Annotated in this window: 19 protein-coding genes and 1 pseudogene; 7 read left to right on the top strand and 13 right to left on the bottom strand. The window is 71.4% G+C overall.

Going from position 1 to position 21,970, the window contains the following annotated elements; all coding sequences use genetic code 11:
- Positions 1–134 precede the first annotated feature (134 nt).
- Positions 135–632 carry a MarR family transcriptional regulator TamR gene (tamR, locus tag ACZ5Y0_RS13335; RefSeq protein ID WP_469128764.1) on the top strand — a complete coding sequence of 166 codons (498 nt, stop codon included), beginning with the start codon at positions 135–137 and terminating at the stop codon, positions 630–632.
- On the opposite strand, the gene ACZ5Y0_RS13330 is transcribed toward tamR, so the two are convergent.
- Complete coding sequence (locus tag ACZ5Y0_RS13330; RefSeq protein WP_469128763.1) at positions 591–1,358, bottom strand: LuxR C-terminal-related transcriptional regulator; 768 nt, start codon at positions 1,356–1,358, stop codon at positions 591–593. The genes tamR and ACZ5Y0_RS13330 overlap by 42 nt on opposite strands.
- A gap of 261 nt (positions 1,359–1,619) precedes the next feature.
- Between ACZ5Y0_RS13330 and ACZ5Y0_RS13325 the strand changes: the two genes are divergently transcribed.
- On the top strand, positions 1,620–2,075 hold the full coding sequence (locus ACZ5Y0_RS13325) for a GNAT family N-acetyltransferase (RefSeq protein WP_469128762.1): 456 nt from the start codon (positions 1,620–1,622) through the stop codon (positions 2,073–2,075).
- A gap of 262 nt (positions 2,076–2,337) precedes the next feature.
- On the opposite strand, the gene galK is transcribed toward ACZ5Y0_RS13325, so the two are convergent.
- From galK to galT, 3 genes are read right to left on the bottom strand one after another with little or no spacing between them, the layout of a single operon-like run.
- The gene (galK, locus tag ACZ5Y0_RS13320) at positions 2,338–3,495 is read right to left on the bottom strand and encodes a galactokinase (RefSeq protein ID WP_469128761.1); all 1,158 of its coding nucleotides are present in this window, start codon (positions 3,493–3,495) and stop codon (positions 2,338–2,340) included.
- Positions 3,496–4,464 carry a UDP-glucose 4-epimerase GalE gene (gene galE, locus ACZ5Y0_RS13315; protein WP_469128760.1) on the bottom strand — a complete coding sequence of 323 codons (969 nt, stop codon included), beginning with the start codon at positions 4,462–4,464 and terminating at the stop codon, positions 3,496–3,498.
- Positions 4,464–5,522: a galactose-1-phosphate uridylyltransferase gene (gene galT / locus ACZ5Y0_RS13310; RefSeq protein WP_469128759.1), complete on the bottom strand. Its 1,059-nt coding sequence runs from the start codon at positions 5,520–5,522 to the stop codon at positions 4,464–4,466. The genes galE and galT overlap by 1 nt, the downstream gene beginning before the upstream one ends.
- 171 nt (positions 5,523–5,693) lie before the next feature.
- Here galT and ACZ5Y0_RS13305 point away from each other — a divergent pair, with 171 nt between their 5' ends.
- Both ACZ5Y0_RS13305 and ACZ5Y0_RS13300 read left to right on the top strand, forming a co-directional pair.
- Positions 5,694–7,373, top strand: coding sequence for a sodium:solute symporter family protein (locus ACZ5Y0_RS13305; RefSeq protein WP_469128758.1), 1,680 nt, complete (start codon positions 5,694–5,696; stop codon positions 7,371–7,373).
- A gap of 27 nt (positions 7,374–7,400) precedes the next feature.
- The gene (locus ACZ5Y0_RS13300; RefSeq protein WP_469128757.1) at positions 7,401–7,766 is read left to right on the top strand and encodes a hypothetical protein; all 366 of its coding nucleotides are present in this window, start codon (positions 7,401–7,403) and stop codon (positions 7,764–7,766) included.
- A 95-nt stretch (positions 7,767–7,861) separates the two neighbouring features.
- On the opposite strand, the gene ACZ5Y0_RS13295 is transcribed toward ACZ5Y0_RS13300, so the two are convergent.
- Together ACZ5Y0_RS13295 and ACZ5Y0_RS13290 are read right to left on the bottom strand one after the other, a co-directional pair.
- Positions 7,862–8,206 (bottom strand): hypothetical protein, encoded by a 345-nt coding sequence (locus ACZ5Y0_RS13295; protein WP_469128756.1) that lies wholly within the window; start codon positions 8,204–8,206, stop codon positions 7,862–7,864.
- Positions 8,207–8,331: 125 nt separating this feature from the next.
- On the bottom strand, positions 8,332–8,745 hold the full coding sequence (locus tag ACZ5Y0_RS13290) for an ATP-binding protein (protein ID WP_469128755.1): 414 nt from the start codon (positions 8,743–8,745) through the stop codon (positions 8,332–8,334).
- 195 nt (positions 8,746–8,940) lie between these two features.
- Between ACZ5Y0_RS13290 and ACZ5Y0_RS13285 the strand changes: the two genes are divergently transcribed.
- The 3 genes and pseudogenes from ACZ5Y0_RS13285 to ACZ5Y0_RS13275 all read left to right on the top strand — a co-directional run.
- Complete coding sequence (locus ACZ5Y0_RS13285) at positions 8,941–9,792, top strand: helix-turn-helix domain-containing protein (protein WP_469128754.1); 852 nt, start codon at positions 8,941–8,943, stop codon at positions 9,790–9,792.
- A gap of 9 nt (positions 9,793–9,801) precedes the next feature.
- On the top strand, positions 9,802–9,993 hold the full coding sequence (locus ACZ5Y0_RS13280) for a DUF397 domain-containing protein (protein ID WP_469128753.1): 192 nt from the start codon (positions 9,802–9,804) through the stop codon (positions 9,991–9,993).
- Positions 9,994–10,331: 338 nt separating this feature from the next.
- A pseudogene (locus ACZ5Y0_RS13275) lies at positions 10,332–10,601 on the top strand (sigma factor); the annotation flags it as partial.
- Positions 10,602–10,644: 43 nt separating this feature from the next.
- Here ACZ5Y0_RS13275 and ACZ5Y0_RS13270 read toward each other — a convergent pair.
- The 7 genes from ACZ5Y0_RS13270 to ACZ5Y0_RS13240 form a co-directional block, all read right to left on the bottom strand.
- Positions 10,645–11,352, bottom strand: coding sequence for a helix-turn-helix transcriptional regulator (locus tag ACZ5Y0_RS13270; RefSeq protein ID WP_469128752.1), 708 nt, complete (start codon positions 11,350–11,352; stop codon positions 10,645–10,647).
- A 267-nt stretch (positions 11,353–11,619) separates the two neighbouring features.
- Positions 11,620–13,899, bottom strand: coding sequence for an outer membrane protein assembly factor BamB family protein (locus ACZ5Y0_RS13265; RefSeq protein ID WP_469128751.1), 2,280 nt, complete (start codon positions 13,897–13,899; stop codon positions 11,620–11,622).
- Positions 13,900–14,017: 118 nt separating this feature from the next.
- Complete coding sequence (locus ACZ5Y0_RS13260) at positions 14,018–15,793, bottom strand: outer membrane protein assembly factor BamB family protein (RefSeq protein WP_469128750.1); 1,776 nt, start codon at positions 15,791–15,793, stop codon at positions 14,018–14,020.
- Between the two features lie 301 nt (positions 15,794–16,094).
- Positions 16,095–17,897, bottom strand: a complete 1,803-nt coding sequence (locus ACZ5Y0_RS13255; protein WP_469128749.1) for an ABC-F family ATP-binding cassette domain-containing protein — start codon at positions 17,895–17,897, stop codon at positions 16,095–16,097.
- Positions 17,898–18,089: 192 nt separating this feature from the next.
- On the bottom strand, positions 18,090–18,992 hold the full coding sequence (locus tag ACZ5Y0_RS13250) for a 4-(cytidine 5'-diphospho)-2-C-methyl-D-erythritol kinase (RefSeq protein WP_469128748.1): 903 nt from the start codon (positions 18,990–18,992) through the stop codon (positions 18,090–18,092).
- Positions 18,989–19,897, bottom strand: coding sequence for a 16S rRNA (adenine(1518)-N(6)/adenine(1519)-N(6))-dimethyltransferase RsmA (gene rsmA, locus ACZ5Y0_RS13245; protein WP_469128747.1), 909 nt, complete (start codon positions 19,895–19,897; stop codon positions 18,989–18,991). Before rsmA ends, ACZ5Y0_RS13250 begins: the two co-directional genes overlap by 4 nt.
- A gap of 494 nt (positions 19,898–20,391) precedes the next feature.
- A complete protein-coding gene (locus ACZ5Y0_RS13240) occupies positions 20,392–21,825 on the bottom strand; it encodes a ubiquitin-like domain-containing protein (protein WP_469128746.1) in 1,434 nt (477 codons plus the stop codon).
- Between the last annotated feature and the right edge of the window lie 145 nt (positions 21,826–21,970).

The following is a 21,970-nucleotide window of genomic DNA, read 5'->3' as shown; positions in this document are numbered from 1 at the left end:
TGTCCTGCTCGTGGTGATGTCTTCGTCGTGCGTGTTCGCGCTCGGCGGGTCCACCGTCCCAGCCGATTTACCTTGACGTCAAGAGACTTCACATCAAGAGACTTCACATCGACACAACCACTACACTGATCGTCATGGAGGACGAGGTCGATCGGCTGGTCGCAGCGTGGCGCCGGGAGCGCCCGGACCTCGACGTGGAGCCGCTGGAAGTACTCAGCCGGGTCAGCAGGCTGGCCCGGCACCTGGACCGCGCGCGCCGCCTGGCGTTCTCCGAGCACCAGCTGGAGCCCTGGGAGTTCGACGTGCTGACCGCGCTCAGGCGCGCCGGGCCGCCCTACCAGCTGTCGCCGGGGCAGTTGTTGACGCAGACCCTGGTGACGTCGGGCACGATGACGAACCGTATCGACCGGCTGGCGAAGAAGGGCCTGGTGGAGCGGCTGCCCGATCCGAGCGACCGGCGCGGTGTGCTGGTACGGCTCACGGACGGCGGCAAGGATCGCGCCGACCAGGCCCTGGCCGGTCTGCTCGAACAGGAGCGGGCGATCCTCGCGGAGCTGTCCCACGCCCAGCGCGGCGAGCTGGCCGCGCTGCTACGCCAGCTGACCGCCCCGTTCGACAACATCCCCGGTTAGGTCAACCGGTCCGACCCCCGCCCGCCGGGCGAGCGCGACGGCGGCGAGCGTGGAGTGCACGCCCAGTTTGCCGAGGACGTTCTGCATATGGGTGCGGACGGTGTGCGGGGACAGGAACAGCCGGTCGGCGACCGCCTTGCGCCCCAGTCCGGCGACCATGCAGCGCAGCACCTCGCGCTCCCTCGGCGTGAGGGACTCCACGAGCCGCTCGCCCTCGGTGCGGTGCTTGCGCGCGGCGGTCAGCTCCTTGAGCACGCCGGTGAGCAGGGCGGGCGGCAGATGCGTCTCCTCCCGCAGCACCCCGCGGACGACGGTGAGCAGCCGCGACAGGGAGCAGTCCTTCGCCACCCAGCCGGACGCCCCGGCCTGGAGGGCGAGGGCCGCGCGGCGCGGGTCGTCCTTCTCGGCGAGGACGACGATCCTGACGTACGGCTGATTGCCGCGGACGGCGGCGACCAGGGAGAGCCCGTCCACGAGCCCGTCCTCCCCCACCTCCCGCACGGGGCCGGCCGGCCGCACCCCGGGCAGGGGCCCGCCCAGATCGGCGTCGACGAGCAGGACGTCGTACCGGCGCCCCTCGGCGGCGGCACGCTCCAGGCTGCGCAGGGCGGCCGGGCCGCTGCCGGCCGCGGAGACGTCGACATCGGGCTCGGCCGCCAGGGCGGCGGCGAGCGACTCGGCGAAGATACGGTGGTCGTCGACGACCAGAACACGGATACGAACCACGAAACCCCCTTCCCCAGGCTCCTGCACGGAGCAGGGGACACCCCAGGCCCGGAGCACGACGACCGGAGCGGGCACGACGCCCGGAGGAGGTGTCCGACCGCACGGCCGCCGCCGTGCAGAGAGTGCTACCCCCACCGCGGGCGCCGTACCCGACTGTCTCGCCCCCTGATCAGCACCGGCCCCCACCGGTACTGTCGAACAGAGTAGGGCTGCGCGCGGGGAGCGGAAGGCGAATCGCAGAACTGGCCGTCCCGCGCGTTTATGGTGTGCCGCATGTTTCGTCTCGAGGTAGAAGTCGACCGATCCCGCCGTGATCTGCTCCGCTCCCGGCTGCGCGACACCAACACGGCGGCCTCTCCCGTCCTGCGCGCGCTGCGCGGCACCCCCGCCGAACGCGAGGCGCCGCTGCACGTATGGGCGTCGGACGACACCGGCGAGCTGGCCGGCGGCCTGGTCGGCCACACCTGGACGACCTGGCTGCACGTCACCTACCTCTGGGTCGACGAACGCCACCGCGGCACCGGCCTCGGCACCCGCCTGCTCACGGAGGCGGAACGCCTGGCCCACGACGAACGCGGCTGTCGGCGCTCCCGCGTGGAGACCTGGGACTTCCAGGCCCCGCGCTTCTACCGCGGACGGGGCTACGAGGTGGTGTGCGTGATCGAGGACTACCCGCCGGGCATCACGGAGTACACGCTGACGAAGCGGCTGGGCTGAGGTCTGCGCCGACCCCGCTGACGAGGCGACGGGGCCAAGGCGCGCGGGCCACGCTGACGAAGCGACTGGGCTGAGATCCGCGCCGGTCACGCGCCGCCGCGGGCGCCCGCCGGGCGCGGCCCCCGCCCGAGCCGCGTGTCCCCGGCGCGTACGGGCGCGGTTCCCGCCCCGGCGCGGCCCCGCGTCGTCCCGCCCGTGGGCCCGCTGCCCATGAGGCGTCGGCCCTGCACGGAGTACGGGGCCGACGCCGCTTCCCGACGGTTCAGCCGAGGCGCTGTGCCCCCGCGGCGGGTACCGCCTCGAAGACCCGCGGGGCCATGAAGCCCGCTGCCGCGAAGGCCTCTTCGACCGCCTTGGCGATGGTGTCGACGTCGGCCGCCTCTGCGAGGACGATCGCCGAACCGCCGAAGCCGCCGCCGGTCATACGGGCGCCGAGGGCGCCACTCGCGAGGGCGGTGTCGACCACCAGGTCCAGCTCGGGGCAGGAGATGCGGAAGTCGTCGCGCAGTGAGGCGTGGCCCTCGACCAGCACCGGACCGATCGCACGGGTCTCGCCGGACTCCAGCAGGGACACCACGGTTTCCACCCGCCGGTCCTCGGTCACGACGTGCCGGACGAGCCGGCGGACCTCTTCCTCGTCGCCGAGCCGGTCCAGCGCCGCGTCCAGCTCGGCGTAGGGGATGTCGCGCAGGGCGTCGACGCCCAGCAGGGCGGCGCCCTTCTCGCAGCCGGCGCGGCGCTTGCCGTACTCGCCGCCGCTGTGGGCGTGCTTGACCTGGGTGTCGACGACGAGCAGGCGCATGCCCTCGGCGGCGAGGTCGAAGGGGATCTGCTTCTGCGAGAGGTCGCGGGTGTCGAGGAACAGGGCGTGGCCGGCCTCGCAGCACGCGGACGCGGTCTGGTCCATGATCCCGGTGGGGGCGCCGACGTAGACGTTCTCGGCGCGCTGGCACAGGCGGGCGAGTTGCCAGCGCGGCAGGCCCAGCTCGAACAGGTCGTTGAGGGCCAGGGCGACGACGACCTCCAGGGCCGCCGACGACGACAGGCCCGCGCCGGACGGGACCGTCGAGGTGAGGTGGATGTCGGCGCCGGTGACCCGGTGCCCGGCCTCCCGGAGGGCCCACACGACGCCGGCCGGGTACGCCGTCCAGGCGCGGTCCGACTCGGGGGCGAGGTCGTCCAGCCGCAGCTCGGCGACGCCGTTGTCGATGTCCGCCGAGTGCAGGCGCAGGACGCCGTCGGTGCGGCGGGATACCGCGGCGGTCGCGGTGTGCGGCAGTGCGAAGGGCATCACGAAGCCGTCGTTGTAGTCGGTGTGCTCACCGATGAGGTTGACGCGGCCGGGCGCCGCCCAGACACCCTCGGGCTCGGCCCCGTACAGCTCGACGAAGTCGGCCCTGACCTGCTGTTCTACCCCCACTTACCGCTCCTTTGCGATCTTCTGCGTGAACTCCCACGCGTCGGCGACGATACCCGCGAGGTCCGCGCGGGAGGGGTTCCAGCCGAGCCGCTCGCGGGCGGTGGCCGCCGAGGCGACCAGGACCGCGGGGTCACCGCCCCGGCGCGGGGCCATGACCTCGGGGATCGGGTGCCCGGTGACCTTGCGGACGGTCTCGATGACCTCGCGGACGGAGAAGCCGTTGCCGTTGCCCAGGTTGCAGATGAGGTGCTCGCCCGGGGCGGCGGCCTCGACGGCGAGGAGGTGGGCCTCGGCCAGGTCGGCGACGTGGATGTAGTCGCGGATGCAGGTGCCGTCCGGGGTCGGGTAGTCGTCGCCGAAGACGGAGATCGCCTCGCGGCGGCCCTGCGCGACCTGGAGGACGAGCGGGATGAGGTGCGACTCGGGGTCGTGCCGCTCGCCCTGCGCGCCGTAGGCGCCGGCGACGTTGAAGTAGCGCAGCGACACCGCGCCGAGCCCGTGGGCGGTGGCCTCGCCGGTGATCATGTGGTCGACGGCGAGCTTGGACGCGCCGTACGGGGAGGTGGGCGCGGTCGGGTCGGTCTCGGTGATGGGGGTGCTGACCGGCTCGCCGTAGGTGGCGGCGGTGGAGGAGAAGACGAGCTTGCGCACGCCCGCCTCGCGCATGGCGCCGAGCAGGGCCATGGTGCCGCCGACGTTGTTCTCCCAGTACTTCTCGGGCTTCACGACGGACTCGCCGACCTGGGAGAACGCGGCGAAGTGGAGGACGGCGTCGAAGGAGGCGTCGAGCCACTTCCCGGCCTCGCGGATGTCGCCCTCGACGAACGTGGCGCCCGCGGGGACGCCCTCGCGGAAGCCGGTGGACAGGTTGTCGAGGACGACGACCTCGTGTCCCGCCTCCAGCAGGTGCTGGGCGACCACGCTGCCGACGTATCCCGCGCCGCCCGTGACCAAGTACTTGCCGCTCATCAACTCGCTACCTCTCGCAGTCGCATCGCCGCGTGCTCCGGCGGCACGTCGTTGATGAACACGTTCATGCCGGATTCGGAACCCGCGAGGAACTTCAGCTTGCCGGACGTACGGCGGATGGTGAAAAGCTCGAGGTGCAGCGCGAAGTCGTCGCGGTTGACGCCCTCGAACTCCTCCAGCGCGCCGAACGGCGCCTGGTGCCAGCCCGAGATGTACGGCGTGAGGGGCTGGTTCTCCCCGAAGATCCGGTCGAAGCGCCTCAAGAGTTCCAGGTAGACCTGGGGGAACTCTGTGCGCGCGTCCTCGTCGAGGCCGAGCAGGTCGGGCACCCGGCGCCTGGGATAGAGGTGCACCTCGTACGGCCAGTGCGCGGCGTACGGCACGAAGGCGACCCAGTGTTCACCCTCCAGGACGACCCGCTCGCCGGCGAGTTCACGCTCCAGGACGGCGTCGAAGAGGTTCTCCCCGCCGGTGGCCTCCTTGTGGGCGGCCACCTGGCGCAGCATCAGGGCGGTGCGAGGCGTGGTGAAGGGGTAGGCGTAGATCTGCCCGTGCGGGTGACCCAGCGTCACACCGATCTCGGCACCGCGGTTCTCGAAGCAGAACACCTGTTCCACGGAGGGCAGATGCGACAGCTCGGACGTCCGGTCCGTCCACGCGTCCAGGACCAGTCGCGCCTGCTCCTCGGTGAGGTCGGCGAAGGAGGCGTTGTGGTCGGAGGTGAAGCAGACCACCTCGCAGCGCCCGGAGTCGCCGGCCAGCGAGGGGAAACGGTTCTCGAAGACGACGGCGTCGTACGACGAGTCCGGGATCTCGCTCAGCCGGTCGCCCTGCGAGGGGCACAGGGGGCACTCGTCGGCCGGCGGATGATAGGTGCGCCCCTGCCGGTGCGAGGCGATCGCGACCGCATCCCCGAGGAGCGGGTCCTGACGTACCTCCGAGGTGGTGACCGTGGGCTCCAGCGGACGCCGGTCCACCGCGTCGCGCACCGTGTCGTCCCGCAGGTCGTAGTAGATGAGCTCACGACCGTCGGCCAGGCGGGTCGAGGTCTTCTTCACCGCGGCTCTCCATCCGTACACCGAGCGAAGCGGATCAGGCTTCACGTCGAGCGAGGCCCGCTTCCATCAAGCGGAGCAAGGTTCCAACAGAACTAAACACATCAAACCACAATCTCCCACGAGAGTCACCACCACAACCAAACAAAGACCACCAAGCAAAGTGAGCAGTGCATGCGAACCCCCACGTATCTCGCGGCCGAGCTACGCCTTCCGACCAACTGGCTCGACTACACGATCATGGCGATCTACTTCGTGGTCGTCCTCGGCATCGGCTTCGCCGCGCGCCGCTCGGTGAAAACCAGCCTCGACTTCTTCCTCTCGGGTCGCTCCCTGCCCGCCTGGATCACCGGCCTCGCCTTCGTCTCGGCGAACCTGGCGGCCACGGAGATCCTCGGCATGGCCGCCAACAGCGCGCAGTACGGCGCGTACACCGTCCACTGGTACTGGATCGGCGCCATCCCGGCCATGGTCTTCCTCGGCCTGGTGATGATGCCCTTCTACTACGGCTCCAAGGTCCGCTCGGTCCCCGAGTTCCTGCTGCTGCGCTTCGACAAGGGCGCGCACCTGCTCAGCTCGGCCCTGTTCGCCTTCGCCGCCATCCTGATCTCGGGCGTGAACCTGTACGCCCTCGCGATCGTCGTCGAGGCGCTGCTGGGCTGGCCGCAGTGGCTGGCGATCGTGGTCGCGGGCTTCTTCGTCCTGGCGTACATCACGCTGGGCGGTCTGTCGTCGGCGATCTACAACGAGGTGCTCCAGTTCTTCGTGATCCTGGCGGCCCTGATCCCGCTGACGGTGCTGGGCCTGAAGAAGGTCGGCGGCTGGGGCGGTCTGACGGACTCGCTGACGGCGGCCAAGGGCGACAACTTCGTCAGCGCCTGGGGCGGCACCGGCATCGGCAGTGACAACCCGCTGGGCGCGAACTGGCTGACCATCGTCCTGGGCCTCGGCTTCGTGCTCTCCTTCGGCTACTGGACGACGAACTTCGCCGAGGTGCAGCGCGCCCTGTCCGCGAAGAACCTCTCGGCGGCCCAGCGCACCCCGCTCATCGCCGCGTTCCCGAAGATCTTCATCGTCTTCCTGGTGATGATCCCGGGTCTGGTGGCGGCGGTCCTGGTCCCGAAGATCGGCACGGCGGACTCCGACCTCCAGTACAACGACGCGATCCCGTACCTGATGGAACAGCTGCTGCCCAACGGCGTGCTGGGCATCGCGGTGACCGGTCTGCTGGCCGCGTTCATGGCGGGCATGGCGGCGAACGTGTCGTCCTTCAACACGGTGTTCACCAGCGACATCTGGGCGAAGTACGTGGTGAGGGGCCGCGAGGACGCCTACTACGTCCGCTTCGGCCGCCTGATCACGGCGATCGGCGTGATCGCGTCGATCGGGACGGCGTTCCTCGCCTCGTCGTTCTCCAACATCATGAGCTACCTCCAGACGCTGTTCTCCTTCTTCAACGTGCCGATGTTCGTCGTCTTCATCGTCGGCATGTTCTGGAAGCGGGCGTCGATGAAGTCCGGCTTCTGGGGCCTGCTCGCGGGCACCACGGCCGCGATGGTCAACTACTTCGTCCTCTACAAGCAGGACATCATCGGCATCCCCACCGACCAGGGCGCCAACTTCGTCTCCGCGATCGCGGGCTTCGTCGCCGGCGCGGTGGTGATGGTGGCGGTGTCCCTGTTCACCGCCCCCAAGCCGGCCGAGGAACTCCAGGGCCTGGTCTACGGCACCGTCTCGCCCGGCAAGGCCGAACCGGCCGCCGAAGGCGACGACGCCTGGTACCGGCGACCCGCGCTGCTGGGCTGGGGCGCGGTCATCCTCGCCGCCGCCTGTTACATCCCGTTCTCGTTCTAGGCCCGACCGCGGGAGGATGGAAAGACCATGTCCGAGCAATTCGAACCGTCCGAGCGGGCGGAAGCGGCCGAGCGGCTGCGCAAGGCCGGCTACTCCGAGGCCGACGTGCAGCGGGAGGTCTCCGAGCTGGAGGAGAAGTCGGCGACCGCCGCCCGCATCTTCGACCTGCGCCGCATCATCGGCGGCCTCTTCGTCGTCTACGGCGTCATCGTCACCATCGCGGGCCTGACCGACGGCGACGCGGAGATCACCAAGGCCCAGGGCATCAACATCAACCTGTGGACGGGCCTGGGCATGCTGGCCCTGGGCATCTTCTTCCTGGTCTGGCTGAAGCTCCGCCCGGCGGTCCCGCCGGCGCAGCTGCCGCCGGAGGCGCTGGAGCCGAGGGACTGAGCGGGGTCCGTGCGCGTACGGGGCCGGGGTTCGGCCCCGTACGCATACTGGGCACGGGTGAAGGTGGCTCACCCGCATGCGTGTCGGCAGAGGCGTCAGGAGCCGTCGGCATCGAACAACCGCTCCGCGTCACTCACGTCCATGGCACGTCGCGCCCAGAGCCTGAGCAGGTCCTCGTCGGTGCATGTCTCCACCCGGTGCCGAACCGCGTCGGAGACAGTGACACCCCGCCATTCAAGGATGTTCAGGGTCATCTCGGCGTGTGTCTCAAGACGCCCCTCCTCGCGCACCTGCTCCGCCAACGGGTGCCGCCAGAAGTACTGCATCGCCGTCATCAGGTCCCTCCACATCTGCTGTGCCCGGGGATCGGCCGGGCAGGAGTCGACGAACTGCACGAAGACCGCGGCGGTGTCCGCGTCGAGCGTTCTCAGGGCGGCCACCAGCGATTCCAGGATGCCCGCGACATGTGGCCCCCGGCCGTGTGTCATCGCCGAAAGCACCGCGAGGACCGGGTCCTGTTCGGCCTCCGATGCTGCTCTCCTTTCTGTGCGATGTGATCAACGAGCTATGCCGCCGGCAAGTCACACCAGACGTATTTGCCCCGGTGCCCGAAGCGGGACAGCGGGTGCCAGCCCCATACGTCGGCGCAGGCCCGGACCAGGGCGGTTCCGCGTCCGTTCTCGGCGCCCGTCAGCTCCGTCACGTCGTGCGGCGGGTCGGGGGGTTCCGGGTTCGCGTCCCACGCGCCGATCCGCAGAACACCGTCCGACCAGCTGACGCGCAGGGCCGCTGGTCCCTTGGTGTGCAGTACGGCGTTGGAGACCAGTTCCGAGGCGATCAGCTCCGCGGTGTCCACGAGGTGGATCAGGCCGTACATGGTCAGGATCAGACGAAGGGTGCGGCGCGAGATCGGGACGGCTCTGAGGTCGTCGGGGAGGGAGAGGGAGTACTCCCAGGAGTCGGAAGTGCGTTCAGGCATGCGTCAGCTCCAGGCGGTGGGGTGGGTGAGGACGCGGTGGCATTGCCGCGACCGTCATGGCAGGACGATGCGGTGCGCTTCCGCAGAGTGTTCAACGCATCACCGACGGTAGGTCTGAAAATTATGACCTGCAAGCCGTTCGCGTAATCTGACGCCCGAACGGGTCATGACGCCACGCAAGTTGAGGAGCCACAGATGGCAACGCGACGGCACCCCACCGCACGCCAGACGCGCCTGGGTGCCGAGCTGCGCAAGCTTCGAGACGCTGCCGGGCTGAAAGCCACCGAGGCTGCGGCCCTACTGGGCGTGAGTTCGGTCCAGATGAGTCAGATCGAGTCGGGCGTCGCGGGCGTCAGCGAAGATCGGGTGCGCCGCCTTGCGGCCAACTACGCCTGCTCGGACACGGAGTTGATCGACGCCCTGGTCGCGATGGCCACGGACCGGACGCGCGGCTGGTGGGAGGAGTACCGAAGCGTCCTTCCGGCCGCCTATCTGGACCTCTCCGAGTTGGATCACCATGCGACGTTCCGCTACGACACGGCAGTCATACATGTGCCAGGACTCCTCCAGACGGAGGCCTACGCACGCGCGCTCTTCTCCTACATGAACCCACAATTCCCGGAGCGCGAGGTGGAGCACCGGGTCAATCACCGGATGAGACGGAAAGTCGTCATCGAGGGCCCAGACCCCATCCCCTACGAGACGGTGATCCACGAGGCGGCGCTGCGCATCAGGGTGGCCGGCCGGGCGGCTTTCCGCGCACAACTGACCCGCATCCTGGAGATGTCCGAGGCGGAGCACGTCACGGTGCGCGTCGTACCGTTCTGTCTGGACGACTTCGCGGGCGCCGGCAGCGCCATGGTGCACGTAGGCGGAGCGCTACCGCGGCTGGACACCGTCGTACGTGATGCTCCGCACGGCACCGCTTTCATCGACTCCGAGGCCCAACTGGCGCACTTCCGGGAGCTGTTCCGTAGGGTGAGGCGAGCGTCGCTGAACGCCGATCAGTCCCGCGACCTCATCAACGGGCTCATCAGAGAACTGTGAGGAGCAGCCATGTCCACCCGCCTCAAGTGGCAGAAGTCGTCCTTCTCCGGCGGCGGCGAGGGCAACGACTGCCTTGAGCTGGCGTCCTCCTCCAAGGCGATCCACCTCCGCGAGAGCGAGAGCCCCGCCACCGCCCTCACCACCACGCCCACCACCCTCGCTCACCTCCTCGCGGGGATACGCGCGGGCGAAGTCCGTTAGGTGTCACGCTCGCGGGGCGGGCGGTGTCTTCGTGCCGAACAGGAAGACACCACAACCCCGGAGGAAGACACCGTGACGCTCCGCATTCCGAAGGCCCAGCTCGGCGACGAGACGAGCGAGAACCCGGCCAACCAGCTCGGCCGCGCCCGAGCCCGTCGAGGTCGTGTGGCACAGCCCCGACGTGGCCACCTCCAACCTGGAGTTCTCGGCCAGGCTGGGCGCGTGGAACGCTGCCGACGCGCCTCTCAAGTCGCTCGCGCACATGGCCGTCGCGGCACAGGTCGGGTGCGGCTGGTGCCTCGACGTCGGCTACTTCCAGGCGCAGAACCAGAACCTGGATCTGCCCAAGGCGAGACCGAGGACCCTTCGTCAGCCATCGCGGCCTGCTGTTCACGGTCGCCCACGAGATGCTCGGGGCGGCCGCCGACGCCGAGGACGTACTCCAGGAGTCCTGGCTGCGATGGGCCGGCGTCGACCGCGCGCAGGTACGGGAGGCGCGGGCGTATCTCGTCCGGATCGTCACGCGGCAGGCCCTCAACCGGCTGCGGACGTTGTCGCGCAGCCGTGAGGAGTACGTCGGTCAGTGGCTACCGGAACCCCTACTCACCCGCCTCCACGAACCGGCTCCCCTCGCCAGACGGTGACAGGACGTCAGGACTCGTGCCCCGCCTCCATCGCCCGCGATCCGTAGGACAGGGGTCCCGCCCGGTCCAGCAACCCCGTCCTCGCCGCCAGCGCCGCCGCCTCCAGCCTCGACCCCACTCCCAGTTTCATCAGGACCCGCTGGACGTGGGTGCGGGCCGTGGAGGGGGCGATGCCCATGCCGGCGGCGATCAGGCGGGTGTCCTCGCCGTCGGCCACGCGGACCAGGACCTCCACCTCCCGGGGGGTCAGGAGCTGGAGGAGGCGCTGGCCCTCGTCGTCGGGTTGGGCGGTGGGGTTGAGCAGTTCGCTGAACGCTCCTTGCAGGAGTTGGGGGGCCACCGCCGCCTCCCCTGACCTCGCCTTCATGATCGCGCGCTCCACCCCCTCGATGCGCTCGTCATGGCGTACGTACCCGGAGGCGCCCGCGGCGAAGGCCGCCGCGATGCCGCGGGGGCTCGGTACCGGGCCGAGGACCAGAACGGCCACCTGGGGCCGCTCCCGCTTGATGCGGACGACCGGGTCGAACATGTTCGGTTCGGCCGGGGTCGCGGTGCCCAGCAGGCACACCTCGGGTGCCCGGGTGATCACGAGTTCCGCCGCGCCCGCGGCGGGCGCCGCCGCGGCGAGCACCCGGTGCCCGCGCAGTTTCAGCGCCGAGGCCAACGCCTCGGCGAGCAGTCGGTGGTCGTCGACCACCATCAGCCGCACTCCCATCGAGCAACCCCCCAGTCCCCCCATGGATGCCCACACCGACAAGCAGGCAAAGCCAGATACCGGCACACGCGCGGACAGACAAAGGGTGCCCCCCGGCACCCCGTCCTTCATGCCCCCGGAAGCTACACGCTTGTTCGACGTTGCGCTCCCCCTACCGGCGATAAGTGCCCCGGATCGCCGAAATCCCTCGCGTGCCAGGGTGGTGAGCGGTACGTGAACGGCCCCGCCCCTGAACAGGGACGGGGCCGTCGGGCGGCGGCGCGACGATCAGCCGCCGGTGCCGAACGCCAGCGCCAGGTACTCCTTGTCACCGGAGCTGGAGCTGGAGTCGTCCGCGTACACGGCGGACATGTACAGGTGGCCCTGCGCGTAGATGATCTCCGAGTACTCGGGAAGCATGCTGGTCTCCGCGTCCCGCACCGACTCCGTCGACGGGTTCTGGAGCAGCTTGGTCTGCTTGAACGTACCGCCGTCGATGCTGACGACCTGTCCGCCCTCGTCGTAGGGCGGGCGCTTGTACGCGATGACGTTGGCGCCGTCCGTGCGCAGCGGGACCAGCGTGTAGCCGTCACCGGCGTCGGCCCGCTGGCCGGTCTGCTTGCCGGTGGTCAGGTCGAAGGCGACGATCTCGTTGGTCCTGCTGTACTCACCGGTGCCGTCGTGCTGCTCCGTCGGGAGGTACAGCCGGTTCGGGCCGACGGCGATGCCGCTGCACTTCTCCAGCTCCGTGATGCCGTCGCAGCGGGCCGCGAACTGCTCGCCCGGCGCGGAGATCCTGGTCAGCAGCTTGCCGGTCTTGTTGTCGATGGAGAAGAAGTCCGAGATGCCGCTGCCGTCCTGGGCGCTGTCGCCGACGTCGGCGGCCACGACCAGCGGGTCCGTCGACACGACGCTCGCGTACTCGATGCCGGTCGCCATCTTGTACTCGGAGAGCACCTTTCCGGAGGCCGGGTCGATGGTCTGGATGTGCAGCTCGCGCGCGTCGTAGGAACCGCACTTGCGCACCGCGACCAGCTTCGCGCCGCCGCCGTAGCCGGCGTCGTAGCAGGTGTCGGCCGGCTTCGGGGACCACAGCAGCTTGCCCGTGGTGATGTCGAAGGCGGAACCGCCCTCCGTGGCGCCCAGCGCGACGGTGTTCGCGCTGACGGTGACGTTGTCGAAGGTGATCGGGTAGTCGCCGGACGTGACGGTCTTGCGCCACAGCTGCTTGCCCGCGTTGAGGTCGATCGCGGCGACCTCGCTGCAACCGGCCGAGGAGTCCTTGGCGGGCATCTTCGGCTGGAAGACCACCGCGGTCCTGCCGTCCTCCGTCGTCTTTTGGCTGGCCGTGCACACGGGGCCGGGCAGCTTGATCGTCCAGAGCTTGGTGCCCTTGTCCGGGTCGTAGCCGACGATCTCGGCGACGCCCGACTTCACGTACGCCTTCTCGGTCAGCCAGGAGCCGCTCACGCCGACACTGTCGTCCTTGGCGACCGCGGGCGACGGGATCTGGAAGAGGACCTTGGAGGCCGGGTCGCCGGGCACCTTCTCCGTGCCGCCGGACGACGTCGTGCCGCCGGTGCCGCCCTTCTCGTCGCCGCCCCCGCCGGTCGTGCCGCCACTGCTCGCGGTGTCGTCCTTCTTGCCGTCGCCACCGGAGTTCGCGTACCAGACGCCACCGCCGATGATCAGTGCGATCGCCACGACGGCCGAGACGATGATCGCGACCTGGGCGTTGCCCTTACGGCCACCGCCGGTGGGCTGCGACGGCATCGGCACGGTGGGCTGACCGGGGTAGGCCGGGTAGCCCTGCGGAGTCGGGTAGCCCTGCGGAGTCGGGTAGCCCTGCGTGATCGGCTGACCGGGCTGCCCCGGGTAGCCGTAGCCCGGCTGCGGGGCGTACGGCGCCGGCGTCTGCGGGGCGTAGGGGCCCTGGGGGGCCTGCTGGGCGTACGGGTTCGGCTGGCCGGGCTGGGCCGGGTGACCGGGGTAGCCGTAGCCCGGCCCGGTCGGGGGCTGGGGCGGCTGGGCGGGCTGGGCCGCCTGCGGATAGCCGTAACCGGGCGCCTGCTGCGGGGGCTGCGGCGGACCCGCGGGGGCCTGCGGGGGCTGGCCGGGGTAGCCGTAACCGGCCTGCGGAGTCTTGCTCAGCTGCGGTCCCGCGGCCGAGGCCGGAGGCGCCGCGGGGGGCGGCACATGGGGAGCCGGGGCCGGAGGCGCCGCGGGGGGCGGCGTCTGGGGATCCGGCGTGCCGGAACCGGCCTGCGACGGGGCGTCCTTCGGCTCCTCGGGAGCGCCGGAGGCACTCTGCGACGGAGGGGCACCCTGAGACGGCGTGTCCCGGGGCGGGGTGTCCTGCGGTGCCGTGTCCTGCGGTGGGGTGTCCTGCGGTGCCGTGTCCTGCGGTGGGGTGTCCTGCGGTGCCGTGTCCTGCGGTGGGGTGTCCTGCGGTGCCGTGTCCTGCGGCGGCGTGTCCTGCGGTGCGCCGGAGGTGTCCCGCTGCGGGGGCTGGTCCTCGGGGGTGCCCCGGGGCGGCTGGTTCGGCGGCGGAGGCGGCGGTTGGCTCATGGTGTGGGTACCTCGGGAGAACGCTGGGGAGAACGGGACCGGGAGGGCGGGACCGGCGAGACACGGGAGGGCCGGGCGGCGGCGGTGGCGCCGCGCGCCCCGGCCGGGGTCACTCGCCTCACTTGCCGTAGGCGAGCATCAGCTTCTCCTTCGTGTCGTCGTTGCCCGCCAGCCGGGTGGTGGAGATGTAGAAGCGGCCGTCCGCCCAGGCGAGGTCGCGGGAGAAGAAGCTGTCCTCGAGGTCGATCGTGCTCTCCGGCATCTGGAGCAGCGTCGACGGCGTGTGCGTGGCACCGGCGGTCGGGATCGCCACGACCCGGCCGGCCGCGTCGTACGACGGCTCGACGTAGGCGACGAGGTTGCCGCCCTCCACCGTCACCGGCAGCATCGACTCGTCCGCCGGGGACTTCACGCGCCACTTCTCCTTGCCGGTGGCGAGGTCGATCGCGACGATCTCGTTGGCACCGGTGGTCGCCTCGGTCGGCAGGTAGAGGGTGTTGGCGTCGGCGGCGGTGCCCTCGCAGCCGGTGAGGTTGCGCTGGAGGATCGCCCAGCCGCACTCGGGGGCGAAGTCCTCGTCGACGCCGACCTGCGAACGGAACGTGCCGTTCGGCTTCAGCGTCGAGATGTTCCAGGCGTTCTTGTCCTTGTTGGTGCTGTAGATGACGAGCGGGTCCACGGAGTACGCGCGCGCTACCGTCCAGCCCTTGTCGAACTTCTGGGTCCACTTGACCTTGCCGGTCGCCGGGTCCAGCTCCTGCACCTCGTCGTGCTCGTTGGCGTCCGTCGCGTCGCAGGAGGCCACGGAGATGAGCCTCGCACCGCCCGCGAACGCGGTCGGGAAGCAGGCCTCGCCGTACTTCTTCTTCTCCCACAGCTTCTTGCCGCTGTTCACGTCGTACGCCGTGCCCGACTGCGAGCGGCCCACCATCAGGGTGTTGCCCGTGACGGACAGTTCGATGGTGATGGCGCTGTCGAACAGCGCGCCGTCGGGGACCGTTCCCGTCCAGCCCTTGGCGCCGGTGTTGAGGTCGATCTGCTGGAGCTGGTTGCACTTGGCGCGGTCGCTGGTGCCGTTCATGTACGCCACGACGACCTTGTCGGTCGCCGTCTTCTGCGGGGTGACCGCGCAGACCTTCTGCGGCAGGGCGATGGTGTCCCAGGCGGGCTTGCCGTCACCGACGTCGTATCCGACGACCTCCTTGTACGCGGCCTTCACCGCGGTCTTGGAGGTGACCCACATGCCGGGGGCCTCGGCGCCGGAGGCGGGGGCGTCGGGCGCCTCCTTGTACCAGAGCACCTTGGCCTCGCCGGTCTTGCGGTCGGCGTTGAAGTCCTCGGGGTCCTCGCCACCGTCGCCGCTGCCGTCACCGGGGTTGACGGGGCTGTCGCTCGCCGACGGCTTGCCGTCGTCGCTCGGTCCGGCGATCGGCTTCTTCTCGCCGCCGCCGTCGTCATCGCCGGCGACCGCGAACACCGTCCCGCCGATCACCAGGAGCGCCGCCACCGCGGCCCCGACGGCCAGCGCGGGCTTCCCCTTGAAGGGGTTGCGGGAACCGGGCTGCGGGGTGCCGGGGGCACCGGGGAACTGGGGCGGCGGGTAGCCGTAACCGGGCTGCTGCCCGTAGGGACCGACCGGCTGGCCGTACGGTCCCGGCTGCGGCGGCTGCCCGTACGGTCCCGGTGCGCCCGGTGCGCCGTAGGGGCCGCTCGGCTGGGCGTACGGCCCCGGCTGCGGCGGCTGCTGCTGCTGCGGGTAGCCGTAACCGGGCTGCGGAGCCTGCGGCGGCTGGGCCGGCATCTGCGGCGCCCCGAAACCACCCCCCTGCGGCGGCTGATCCTGCGGTGCTCCGAAACCACCCTGCGGCGGCTGTTGGTTGGGCGGCTGAGTCATCAGCGTGTCCCCCTCGCTCACTGATTTTTAGCCACGCCCTGAGGCTCGTGACGGACCCGGACTCGTGCTCAGAAAGTTCTCAGACGGCTCTTTCTATCACCAGGCACCGACAGCGAAGGGGCCCGCGTCCGCCCCTGTTCCCAAGGGCTGACCGGGCCGTGATGCCGCTGTTACGCGCCTTCACTCCCCCTTCACGCGGCGCACGCGCCGTGACCGGGCGCGGGAACGTGCCCACGGTGCGTGTGCCGCGCGTGCGAAGTCCCCGGCCCCCGTACCGCGTGTTTCGGTCAGGCCCCTCGGTTCACGCGTCCTCCGCCAGCTCCAGCCAACGCATCTCGAGTTCCTCGCGCTCCCCGGCCAACCCGCGCAGTTCGGCGTCGAGTTCGGCGACCTTCGCGAAATCGGTGGCGTTGTCGGCGATCCGGGCGTGCAGCTTGGCCTCCTTCTCGGAGACACGGTCCAACTGGCGCTCGATCTTCTGGAGTTCCTTCTTCGCGGCACGCTGGTCGGCGGCGCTCACCGCCGGGGCCGCCTTCTGCGCGGCGGGCACCGCGGCGGCCGCTGCCTCCTCCATGCGCAGGCGGCGCTCCAGGTACTCGTCGATGCCGCGCGGCAGCATGCGCAGCGCGGAGTCGCCGAGGAGGGCGAAGACGCGGTCGGTGGTCCGCTCGACGAAGAAACGGTCGTGGGAGATGACGATCATCGAGCCCGGCCAGCCGTCGAGGAGGTCCTCCAGCTGGGACAGGGTCTCGATGTCGAGGTCGTTGGTGGGCTCGTCGAGGAAGAGGACATTGGGCTCGTCCATCAGCAGCCGCAAAATCTGGAGGCGGCGGCGCTCACCGCCGGACAGGTCGCCGACCGGCGTCCACTGCTTCTCCTTGCCGAAGCCGAACGTCTCGCACAGCTGCCCGGCGGTCATCTCGCGGCCCTTGCCGAGGTCGACGCGCTCGCGCACCTGCTGGACGGCCTCCAGGACCCGCAGGGCCGGGTCGAGTTCGGCGACCTCCTGGGAGAGGTAGGCCAGCTTGACGGTGCGGCCGACGACGACCTTCCCGCCGGCCGGCTGGGCCTCGCCCTCGGTGCGGGCCGCCTCGGCCATGGCACGCAGCAGGGACGTCTTGCCGGCGCCGTTGACGCCGACCAGGCCGATGCGGTCGCCGGGGCCGAGCTGCCAGGTGACGTGCTTCAGCAGCACCTTGGGCCCCGCCTGGACGGTGACGTCCTCCAGGTCGAAGACGGTCCTGCCGAGCCGCGACGACGCGAACTTCATCAGCTCACTGTTGTCCCGCGGCGGCGGCACGTCCGCGATCAGCTCGTTGGCGGCCTCGACCCGGAAACGCGGCTTGGACGTCCGCGCGGGCGCCCCGCGCCGCAGCCACGCCAGCTCCTTGCGGACCAGGTTCTGTCGCTTGGCCTCCTCGGTCGCGGCGATCCGCTCCCGCTCCGCGCGCGCGAAGACGTAGTCGGAGTAGCCGCCCTCGTACTCGTGGACGGCGCCGCGCTGCACGTCCCACATGCGGGTGCAGACCTGGTCGAGGAACCAGCGGTCGTGGGTGACGCAGACGAGCGCGGAGCGGCGCTCGCGCAGGTGCCGGGCGAGCCAGGCGATGCCCTCGACGTCGAGGTGGTTGGTCGGCTCGTCGAGGACGATCAGGTCCTGCTCGTCGATCAGCAGCTTGGCGAGCGCGATACGGCGCCGCTCGCCGCCGGAGAGCGGTCCGATGACGGTGTCCAGACCCTGCGGGAAGCCGGGCAGGTCGAGCCCGCCGAACAGTCCCGTCAGGACGTCGCGGATCTTGGCGTTGCCGGCCCACTCGTGGTCGGCGAGGTCGCGGATGACCTCGTGGCGGACGGTGGCGGCGGGGTCCAGGGAGTCGTGCTGCGTGAGCACGCCCATGCGCAGTCCGCCGGAGTGCGTCACCCGGCCGGTGTCCGCCTCCTCCAGCTTGGCGAGCATGCGGATCAGGGTGGTCTTGCCGTCGCCGTTGCGACCGACGACACCGATCCTGTCCCCTTCGGACACGCCGAGCGAGACGCCGTCGAGCAACGCACGGGTTCCGTACACCTTGCTGACGTTCTCGACATTGACCAGGTTGACGGCCATTTTTCTCCTGCCAGGGGGATCGGTCAGCCACCCAGCCTAATGCGCGCCGGTCGGTCGCCGGTCCCCCGCAGGTCAGCGGCCCGCGGCGCGGACTCCGTCGCGGGCCCGCGCGACTCCCGGTGGTGAGATCGCGCGAAGACGCTCGGACACGGTGACGCTCAGGACAGGGTGACGCATGGAACGCGGTGACGCTCAGGACGCGGTGACGACCGTGGCTCCCGGAGCCGGCCCGGACGCCGTCCGCACGCTCCCGCACGTGCCGGACGCCCGCAGCGCCTCCGCGATCCTCTCCGCGGCGGCGGTGTCGGGTGCCAGGAACGCGGTGGTGGGGCCCGAGCCCGAGACGAGGCTGGTGAGCGCGCCGGCCGCCTCCCCCGCGGCGAGGGTGCCGGCGAGTTCCGGGAAGAGCGAGAGGGCGGCGGGCTGGAGGTCGTTGGAGACGGCGGCCGCGAGCGCCTCGGGGTCTCCCTTGCCGAGGGCCTCGAGGAGTTCGCGCGAGGCGACGGGCTCGGGGATGTCGCGGCCCTCGGCGAGGCGGTCGAACTCCCGGAACACGGCCGGGGTCGACAGGCCGCGCCCGGCCATCGCGAACACCCAGTGGAAGGTCCCGCCGACCTCCAGTGCGGTCAGCCGCTCGCCCCGCCCGGTGCCGAGGGCGGCGCCGCCGACCAGGCTGAACGGCACGTCGCTGCCCAAGTCGGAGCAGATGTCCAGGAGTTCGGCGCGGGAGGCACCGGTGTCCCAGAGCGCGTCGCAGGCCAGGAGGGCGCCCGCGCCGTCCGCGCTGCCGCCCGCCATGCCGCCCGCGACGGGAATGTCCTTGGCGATGTGCAGATGCACGTCCGGGCGACGGCCGTAGCGCTCGGCGAGTGCGATCGCCGCGCGCGCGGCCAGGTTGGTGCGGTCCAGGGGGACCTGGGCGGCGTCCGGGCCCGCGCAGGTCACGCGCAGCTCGTCGGCCGGGGTGACCGTGACCTCGTCGTACAGGCCGACCGCCAGGAAGACGTTCGCCAGGTCGTGGAAGCCGTCGGGGCGGGCGGCGCCGACGGCGAGCTGCACGTTGACCTTGGCGGGCACGCGGACGGTGACGCTCACTGGGAGTCCTTCTCCTGCTGCTCGGAGTCCTGCCGCTCGGGGCCGTGCTGCCTGTGCTCGGCGATGCGCGCGAACTCCTCGACGGTCAGGGCCTCTCCGCGGGCCTGCGGAGAGACGCCCGCGGCCACCAGCGCGGCCTCGGCCGCCGCCGGGGAACCCGCCCATCCGGCGAGCGCCGCCCGCAGCGTCTTGCGCCGCTGGGCGAAGGCCGCGTCGACGACGGCGAAGACCTCGCGCCTGGAGGCGGTCGTCCTGACCGGCTCGGCCCTGCGGACGAGGGAGACGAGGCCGCTGTCGACGTTCGGCGCGGGCCAGAAGACGTTGCGGCCGATCGCGCCGGCGCGCTTGACCTCGGCGTACCAGTTGGCCTTCACGGACGGCACGCCGTACACCTTCGAGCCGGGGGCGGCGGCGAGGCGGTCGGCGACCTCGGACTGCACCATCACGAGGGTGCGCTCGATGCTCGGGAAGGTGCCGAGCATGTGCAGCAGCACGGGCACGGCGACGTTGTACGGCAGGTTCGCCACCAGGGCGGTGGGGGCGGGGCCCGGCAGCTCGGTCACGTGCATGGCGTCGGAGTGCACCAGCGCGAAGCGGTCGGCGCGCTGCGGCATACGGGCGGCGATCGTCGCGGGCAGGGCGCTCGCCAGGACGTCGTCGATCTCCACGGCCGTGACGCGGTCGGCGACCTCCAGCAGCGCGAGGGTGAGGGAGCCGAGGCCCGGTCCCACCTCGACGACCACGTCGTCGGGGTGCACCTGCGCGGTGCGGACGATACGGCGGACCGTGTTCGCGTCGATCACGAAGTTCTGGCCGCGCTGCTTGGTGGGCCGCACGCCGAGGGCTGCCGCGAGTTCGCGGATGTCGGCGGGGCCCAGGAGGGCTTCGGGGGTGGGGCTGGTCACGGGACAAGGGTACGGGGGTGCGGGGGCGGGGGGTGCGGGTCCCCGGCGGGAGGCTGCCCGGGGGCTGTCGGGGGCGGGCGGATGCGCGGCGTGCACGGGGCCGGGGTGGGGCGGCCGCACCGGGCGCAGGTGTGGGGCACCCGGCGCGGGTGCTCGGGGTGGATCGCGCAGCCCGGCGCCGGTGCTCCGCGTGGTCGCGCAGCCCGGAGCCGGCGTGGCGCTGTGCCCACTGGGTGCCGCCCCGGGGCGGCACGCTTGCCGCAGCCTGACGACGGACAGGGCAGGCGAGCACGAGACGGCAACCGGACGGCCGGGTGGGCGGGCGGGGCCCGTGCCCGTACCCCGGCACGGGGGAGCCCGTGGCCGTACCCCGGCGCGGCGGCGTCCGTGGCGGGTCGCCGCAGGGGGACGGGGCGCAGGCCGGGAGTGGGTGGGGGCCGGGCCGGGCGGTTCCCGGGCTGGGGCGGGGCGGATGCCGCTGGAGGGCGGCGGGTTCAGTTCTGGAGGTGGCGGCCGCAGTGGGGCCAAGGGGCGGTACCCCGGCGGGTGTAGAGCTTTTTGGCTCGGAAGGTCTGTTCGGAGGCTGGGGCGTCCTGGGGACGGCCGGTGCCGCCGAGGCCGTGCCAGGTGTGGGTGTCGAACTGGTAGAGGCCGCCGTAGGTGCCGGAGGGGTCCACGGCGTCGGGGCGGCCGCCGGACTCGCAGGCGGCCAGGGCCCGCCAGTCGAGGTGGTCGGCGCCCCGGACCGAGGCCGGCAGGGGCTTCGTGCCGACCTTGACGACCTGCGCGCGCGACTCGCGCACGATCTCGGTCCTGACGCGTCTCGGCTTCTGGCGGACGCCGTTGACGGTGCGCAGGGTGTACGTGACCCGCAGCAGCCCGGTCCGGCCGGTCCGCTCCACGAGCTCCGTGCCCCGGAACAGTCCGGGATCCTCGGTGCGCCGTACCAGGAAGGGGATCGCCTCCTCCTGCACCTCCCTCGTGTCGGTGATCCGCAGGACGGTGACCGTCTGGCCGTCGCGCGGGAAGCTGCCGGGCGGGACGGACGTGGTGTCCTGGCCGCGCAGGGTGATCCCGGCCTCCTCGACGGCCTCGCGCACGGTCGCCGCGTTGGTGCGGACGGTGCGGGCCCGGCCGTCGGCCATGATCGTCACGGCCCGTTCGGTGCGGACGTCCAGCGCCAGCCCTTCGCGTCCGATGCGGTGGGAGCGCGAGACGGAGAGGTAGGCGCCCTCCGCCCGCACCCCGAACTGTCTGAGGGCCTCCTCCACGGTGTGGGCCGTCGTCCACACCTCGCGCCGGTGGCCGTCGAGCGTGAGCCGGACGGGGCGGCCGTAGCCCACGGAGATCTCGTCGCCGCTGTCGAGGGCCGTGCCGGGAGCGGGCGCCACGACGTCGTGGGCCCCGACCCGCACCCCCTCCTCCGCGAGCAGTTCGCCCACGTCGTCGGCGAAGGTGTGCAGGGTGCGGGGCTTGCCGTCGACGGTCAGCTCGATCGCCTTGTCCTTGGCGACGAAGGCGGTGGTCCCGCCCGCGAGGAACGCGACGACCAGCGCCTGCGGCAGCAGGGGCAGCAGGCGGCGCATCGGAGAGCCCGAGCGCTCGGACTCGCGCGTCATGCGCCGGCGGGCGGCCCGGCCCACCCCCACGCCGTCCACGCACGCCCTTCCGTCCGCCTGGCGCGGCAGCGCGGGCTCGGGCCACTCCCGCCATGCCTGCGATGCCCGTGGGTCCGGCGCCTCGTAGGCGGGCCGGTACGTGTCCTCGTACGTCCCGATCGGCGTGCCCTGCTCCCAGGGGGCCGCGTACACCCCGTACGCGAGGGTCTCCGCGTCGTGGACGTCGACGTACGTGCCGTCGGCGCCGTAGGCGAGGGGCTCGGGGTTCTGTGCGCACTGCGCGTCCCGCAGGTGGTGCACGTTGCTCACGCCGACACGCTCCAGGGGTCCTGGGGTCCGAAGGGGTCCGGATCGGGCCCCCAGAACCTAGCGGAGCGACGGTCACTCTCCAAAGCGACGCGGCTACCCAGAGTCGTGTTCGGGCGGGGCGACCTTGCGACGGGCGGGCCCAGGC

Source organism: Streptomyces sp. NPDC033216 (assembly GCF_055577115.1).
Note: the sequence above shows the minus strand (reverse complement) of the source record. Positions and strands in the feature narration are given on the sequence as shown.

What these genes read in the sequence shown, in the direction of transcription:
- ACZ5Y0_RS13290 (WP_469128755.1), bottom strand. Translation starts at nt 8,745, where the DNA reads ATGCCTGAACGCACTTCCGACTCCTGGGAGTACTCCCTCTCCCTCCCC.
- ACZ5Y0_RS13280 (WP_469128753.1), top strand. Translation starts at nt 9,802, where the DNA reads ATGTCCACCCGCCTCAAGTGGCAGAAGTCGTCCTTCTCCGGCGGCGGC.
- ACZ5Y0_RS13285 (WP_469128754.1), top strand. Translation starts at nt 8,941, where the DNA reads ATGGCAACGCGACGGCACCCCACCGCACGCCAGACGCGCCTGGGTGCC.
- ACZ5Y0_RS13325 (WP_469128762.1), top strand. Translation starts at nt 1,620, where the DNA reads ATGGTGTGCCGCATGTTTCGTCTCGAGGTAGAAGTCGACCGATCCCGC.
- ACZ5Y0_RS13255 (WP_469128749.1), bottom strand. Translation starts at nt 17,897, where the DNA reads ATGGCCGTCAACCTGGTCAATGTCGAGAACGTCAGCAAGGTGTACGGA.
- ACZ5Y0_RS13270 (WP_469128752.1), bottom strand. Translation starts at nt 11,352, where the DNA reads ATGGGAGTGCGGCTGATGGTGGTCGACGACCACCGACTGCTCGCCGAG.
- ACZ5Y0_RS13305 (WP_469128758.1), top strand. Translation starts at nt 5,694, where the DNA reads ATGCGAACCCCCACGTATCTCGCGGCCGAGCTACGCCTTCCGACCAAC.
- ACZ5Y0_RS13260 (WP_469128750.1), bottom strand. Translation starts at nt 15,793, where the DNA reads ATGACTCAGCCGCCCAACCAACAGCCGCCGCAGGGTGGTTTCGGAGCA.
- ACZ5Y0_RS13300 (WP_469128757.1), top strand. Translation starts at nt 7,401, where the DNA reads ATGTCCGAGCAATTCGAACCGTCCGAGCGGGCGGAAGCGGCCGAGCGG.
- galE (WP_469128760.1), bottom strand. Translation starts at nt 4,464, where the DNA reads ATGAGCGGCAAGTACTTGGTCACGGGCGGCGCGGGATACGTCGGCAGC.
- ACZ5Y0_RS13265 (WP_469128751.1), bottom strand. Translation starts at nt 13,899, where the DNA reads ATGAGCCAACCGCCGCCTCCGCCGCCGAACCAGCCGCCCCGGGGCACC.
- tamR (WP_469128764.1), top strand. Translation starts at nt 135, where the DNA reads ATGGAGGACGAGGTCGATCGGCTGGTCGCAGCGTGGCGCCGGGAGCGC.